Origin of the sequence: Cellulomonas sp. B6, from assembly GCF_001462455.1 — a bacterium.
Taxonomy (GTDB): Bacteria; Actinomycetota; Actinomycetes; order Actinomycetales; family Cellulomonadaceae; genus Cellulomonas.
Genome location: NZ_LNTD01000160.1, coordinates 1 through 5,209, shown reverse-complemented (window position 1 = coordinate 5,209; position 5,209 = coordinate 1). Strand labels below are relative to the sequence as shown.

Sequence of the window (5,209 nt, the reverse complement as noted above, 5' to 3'; positions counted from 1 at the left end):
CGTCAGGGTCGGGCGCGGGGCGCCGTCAGGGTCGGGCGCGGGGCGCCGTCAGGGTCGGGCGCGGGGCGCCGTCAGGACAGGGGGTCCTCGGAGCAGGCGGCGGGGAGGCCGGACGCGACGCCCGCGCGCTGGCGGCAGCAGCCGGGGGCGCAGATCGAGCGGAACGGCGGCAGCGCGCCGACCGTCGCCTGCTCGGGCCGCGGCTCACCCGCGTCGTCGGCGCGCGCGATCGCCGCGCGCTCGAGCAGCAGGTCGACCAGCCCGCGGACGAACGGCTCGCGGACGCCCACCGAGTCGGCACGCACGGCAGCCATGCCGAGCTCGGCGGCCGTCTCGAGCGCCTCGGAGTCGAGGTCGAAGGCGACCTCCATGTGGTCCGAGACGAACCCGATGGGCGCGAGCACGACGGACGTCGTGCCGGCAGCCGACAGCGCCCGCAGGTGGTCGTTGACGTCGGGCTCGAGCCACGGCTGGCTCGGCGGGCCCGAGCGCGAGCAGTACGCGAGGTCCCACTCGACGTCGCGGCCCAGGCGCTCGGCGGCGGCCGCGGCGACGGACCGCGCGACGTCGAGGTGCTGCTCGCGGTAGGAGGCGCCCGCGACGACGGACGCCTCCTCCATCGTGTCCGGGATGGAGTGCGTCACGAACACCAGGCGCGGCCACGCGGCGTCGGCGTCGAACCCGGCGTAGGCCTCGACGACCGCGTCGGTGTTCGCCTGCACGAACCCGGGGTGGTTGAAGTAGGAGCGGCACTTGTCGACCTCGAGCGGGTGCGTCCCCGCCTCGCCGCCGAGCTGCACGCTCAGCGCGTCGAGCGACGCCCACAGGTTCTCGCGGTACTGCCGGCACCCGGAGTAGGACGAGTACGCCGAGGTGACGAGCGCGACCGCGCGCTGCGCGCCCGCGGCGTGGATCTCCGCGAGGGCGTCACGGGTGTACGGCTCCCAGTTGCGGTTGCCCCACACGACGGGCACGTCGAGCCCCCGGCGGTCCAGCTCGGCGCGCAGCGCGGCCTGCAGCGCGAGGTTCTGCTCGTTGATCGGGCTGCGCCCGCCGAAGTGGTGGTAGTGCTCGGCGACCTCGGCGAGCCGCTCGTCGGGGATCCCCTTGCCCGCGGTCACGTTGCGCAGGAACGGGAGCACGTCGTCGGGGCCGTTCGGGCCGCCGAACGAGAAGAGCAGGACGGCGTCGTAGGGGGCCAGCGCCGACGTCGTGGGCGCGGGCAGGTCGGTCGCGGGGGGCGTCACGGGGGGCACGTCCCCGATCATCGCACCGCGCCGCGAACCGGTCAGGTCGGCCCGGGCCGCTTCCCACGTGACGTTGTCGCGACGCCGTGTCACCTCGTCACCCGCCGCTCCGGGTGCAGCCTGCCGTCGGCGCCTCTACCGTCGTGCGTGGCGGTCACCGCGTCCCCCGCGCCGCGTCCGGCCGCACCGTCACCGCCCCCGAGAGGCAGAGCACGAGAGCGATGAGCACGTCGTGACCCGTACCGGACGCCACGCGGCCCCCCGCCTGGCGCAGCGCTACGTGCTCGGCGAGCGGCTGGGTCAGGGCGGCTCGGCGCAGGTGCACCGGGCGGTCGACGTCCGCCTCGACCGCACCGTCGCGATCAAGCTGTTCCGGCTCGCCGACGCCGACGCCGAGCAGGTGCGCCGCTACGCGCAGGAGGCGCGCGTCCTGGCGGACCTCTCGCACCCCGCGCTGGTCGCGCTGCTCGACGTGGGCGCCGACGTGCTGCCCGGCACCGGCCCCGTGGCGTTCCTCGTCATGGAGCTCGTCGAGGGCCGCACTCTGCGCGACCTCGTGGGCGACGGCCCGCTGGACGTCGCCGCGACGGCCGACGTGGGCTACCAGCTCGCGCAGGGCCTCGCGCACGCGCACCGCGCGGGTGTGGTGCACCGCGACGTGAAGCCGTCCAACGTGCTCGTGGCCGACACGACACCGGCGTCGGGTCGTCGGGACGCCCCGACGGTGCCGGTCGTGCTCGCGGACTTCGGCATCGCGGCATCCGACGCGACAGCCACCCACGACGCCGGTGACGACCGCGCGACCGCCAGCTACCAGAGCCCCGAGCAGGCGCTCGGCGAGCCCGTCGGTCCCGCGAGCGACGTGTACTCGCTGGGCCTCGTGCTCCTCGAGTGCCTCACGGCGAGGCGTGCGTACCCGGGCGACCCGCTCACGGCCTCGCTCGCGCGCCTGCTGCACGGACCGCAGATCGCGGACGACCTCGACCACGACGTGGCGGTGCTGCTGCGCGCCATGACACGCACGGACCCGGCGCAGCGCCCCACGACCGCGGCGGTCGCCGCCGAGCTGCGCGGGCTGCGCCGCCAGCGCGAGCGCACGCTGCACGCGTCGTGAGGACGCTGCACGCGTCGTGAGGACGCAACGGGTCTGAGCACGGCGCCGCACCGCACCCCCGGGGGGGCGCGGTGCGGCGGTGGTCGTGGGGTCGACCGCGCACGTCCGTGGCGGACGGTGCGGGTCGTGCGGGATCAGGCCGGGCGGCTCAGGGCGGCAGCGGTCGGCGCGGCCAGCGCCGCGAGCTCGTCGGCGACCTCGTCGGCCCAGGCGGCGACGGCGGTCATGTCACGGTGGTCGCCCTCCCGCGCGCGGCCGCCGGCGATGATGGCGCGCTCGGTGAACGACAGGACCGACCGGTCCAGCCGTCCGCGGAAGTGCCGGTGCCCGCGCGCGCCGAGACGGTCGCGCAGGGCGGCCACCTCGAGCGGCGAGTTGGCCGAGTTCGCCGGCTGGGTCGCCAGGCCGGAGGAGAACAGCCACACGGGGCGCTCCCGCAGCGCGTCGACGCACCGCGCCGCGAGGTCCCGGGCGGCCGGGAGCCAGTGGGCCGTGTAGACGGCCGACCCGAGCACGACGGCGTCGTACCCCGTGACCGCGTCGACGTCCTCGGGAGCGCACTGGTCGACCGCGTGGCCGCGGGCACGCAGCCGGTCCGCGATCGTCTCGCCGATCTCCCACGTGCCGTGGTGACGTGACGCCACCGTCAGCAGGATGCGCATCGTCCCCTCCTTCGCCGCTCGGTTGCGGACCGGGGGTCCCCTTGCGACCGGTCCGTCCACCATGCTTCCTGGCGGGTGCGGGCGTGTCGTGGGCCGGAGGTCCCCACACGGCGCCGCAGGTCAGACGCCGAGCGGGTCGTCCGCCGTGGTGGCCCCGGGGTCCGGCAGGTCCCGCTGCGCGTCCCGGAGCTTGGTGCACAGCCGTTCGAGGGTCGCGAGCTCGTCGGGCTCGAGCGCACCGCCCACGAGCGCGGCGATCGAGCGGACGTGGCGCCTGCCGACGTCGCGCTGCGTGCGTGCACCGGCGTCGGTCAGGTGCACCGCGGTGCCGCGTCGGTCGCCCTCGACCGGGCCACGGCGGACCAGGCCGTCGGCCTCCAGCCGGTCCACGAGGCGCGAGAGGCTCGGCTGGGTCAGCAGGCTGGACCCGGCGAGCTCGCGCAGGCGCAGCGCGCGCCCCGGGGCACGGGAGAGCGTGAAGAGCACGTCGTACTCGCGCATGCTCAGGTCGCCCCAGACGTCGTCGCGCGCGAAGCGTCGGACCAGCGTCACCTGGGCACGGAACAGCGCCTCCCACGCCTCGGCGGACGCGCGGACGTCGGGGCCCGCACCGTCGCCCGCGGGCCGGACCGTCTCCTGCGAGGTCACGTCGGCCACGGTCGGCTCCTCCTCGCACGTCGGGGCGGCGTGCCCACCCGCGGCGGCTCGCCGCGCAGGAATCATGTCACCACGCGCCAGGACGCGCGCCGCGGCGGCGCGAGGCCGTGGCGCGTCTACGCTGGGACGATGAGCGAGACGGGCACCACCTACCTGCTGGTGGACGGCGAGAACATCGACGCGACCCTGGGGTCGTCGATCCTCGGCGGGCGCCCGACGCCCGAGCAGCGTCCCCGCTGGGAGCGCGTGCTGACGTTCGCGCAGCAGGCGTGGGACCAGCCGGTCAAGGCCCTGTTCTTCCTCAACGCCTCGAACGGCTCGTTGCCGATGTCGTTCGTGCAGGCGCTCACGGCCATCGGGTTCGTGCCGATCCCGCTGTCGGGCGAGTCGTACGAGAAGGTCGTCGACATCGGCATCAAGCGCACGCTCGAGGCGATCGCGCTGCGCGAGGGCGACGTGCTGCTCGCGAGCCACGACGGCGACTTCGCACCCGAGGTGACGCAGCTGGTCGACGCCGGGCGGCAGGTGGGGCTGCTCGCGTTCCGGGAGTTCACGAGCCAGTCGCTGGCCGGGCTGACGGCGCGCGGGCTGCAGGTCTTCGACCTCGAGTCCGACGTCCACGCGTTCAACGTCCAGCTGCCGCGGCTGCGGATCATCCCGCTCGAGGAGTTCGACCCGACGCGCTACCTCTGACGGACCGGCTCCGTGGCCGGCGGGATCCCGCCGGCCACGGCCGCGATCAGCCCGCGGCCTCGAAGCCCTGCGCGAGGGCCGCGTCGATCGTGCTGCGCACGTGCTCGGCGTGCGGGGCGTCGGGGGCGAGGAGCTCGACGCCGTGGGCCGTTCCGGGCACCTCCGTGACGACCGAGGTCGCGTCCTGGCGCGCGACCAGCGCGCTGTCGGCGGCGGCCACCTGCGGGTCGTCGGTCGAGGCGAAGACCTGCAGCGGACCCGTGAACCCGCTGGACGCGGCACGCGCGTCGACGCCACCGTTCTCGGACGGCGGGCTCAGCGCGACGACGGCGACGGCGTCGAGGTCGTCGGCCAGGCCGGCCGCGAGCGTGCCGCCGGCCGAGGCGCCCACGAACGCGACGTCCTGGGCGCCGGTGGTCCGCAGGACGTCGAGCGCCGCGCGGAAGCCGATCTCCCCCGCCTTCCCCCAGTCGAACGTCGCGACCATGTAGCCCTCACCGGCGAGCCGCACGAGCTCGGCGGACCACTGGCACACGTCGCCGCGCACCTGCGGTGCGAGCAGCACGCCGCGCGGGCCCGAGCCCGCCCAGGCGACGCGGCTCGCCGCCATGCCCGTGCCGACCTCGGCGTACGCGACGCCGTCGGTCAGGCACTCCGGCGGGTCCATCGCCGTCATCTCGACCGGCGGGCTCTCCAGCACGGTCGGCGTCGCGGCGTCGCCCTGCGCGTCGCCCGGCGCGGGCCCGGTGCCGGTCGAGCAGGCGGCCAGCAGGCCGAGCGCGAGCGCGGCGGCGCCGACGCGCGCGGGGGCGCGACGTGCGGCCGACGTGGAGGTG

General features: G+C 76.0%; 6 protein-coding genes. 2 read left to right on the top strand and 4 right to left on the bottom strand.

The features are described from left to right. Positions 1-71 precede the first annotated feature (71 nt). Positions 72-1,268, bottom strand: a complete 1,197-nt coding sequence (locus ATM99_RS14100) for a ferrochelatase (RefSeq protein ID WP_062103510.1) — start codon at positions 1,266-1,268, stop codon at positions 72-74. 211 nt (positions 1,269-1,479) lie between these two features. Between ATM99_RS14100 and ATM99_RS14095 the strand changes: the two genes are divergently transcribed. Beyond that, positions 1,480-2,361, top strand: a complete 882-nt coding sequence (locus ATM99_RS14095) for a serine/threonine-protein kinase (RefSeq protein ID WP_062103508.1) — start codon at positions 1,480-1,482, stop codon at positions 2,359-2,361. A gap of 134 nt (positions 2,362-2,495) precedes the next feature. Here the strand turns inward: ATM99_RS14095 and ATM99_RS14090 are convergent, their stop codons facing one another. After that, positions 2,496-3,023 carry a flavodoxin domain-containing protein gene (locus ATM99_RS14090; RefSeq protein WP_062103507.1) on the bottom strand — a complete coding sequence of 176 codons (528 nt, stop codon included), beginning with the start codon at positions 3,021-3,023 and terminating at the stop codon, positions 2,496-2,498. Positions 3,024-3,143: 120 nt separating this feature from the next. Next, entirely contained in the window at positions 3,144-3,671 is a 528-nt protein-coding gene (locus tag ATM99_RS14085; protein WP_062103509.1) for a MarR family winged helix-turn-helix transcriptional regulator, read from the bottom strand. Positions 3,672-3,809: 138 nt separating this feature from the next. Here ATM99_RS14085 and ATM99_RS14080 point away from each other — a divergent pair, with 138 nt between their 5' ends. Beyond that, a complete protein-coding gene (locus ATM99_RS14080) occupies positions 3,810-4,373 on the top strand; it encodes an NYN domain-containing protein (RefSeq protein WP_062103506.1) in 564 nt (187 codons plus the stop codon). Positions 4,374-4,419: 46 nt separating this feature from the next. Here ATM99_RS14080 and ATM99_RS19420 read toward each other — a convergent pair. After that, positions 4,420-5,209: alpha/beta hydrolase (locus tag ATM99_RS19420; protein WP_062103505.1), on the bottom strand; the 790-nt coding region annotated here is incomplete at its 5' end.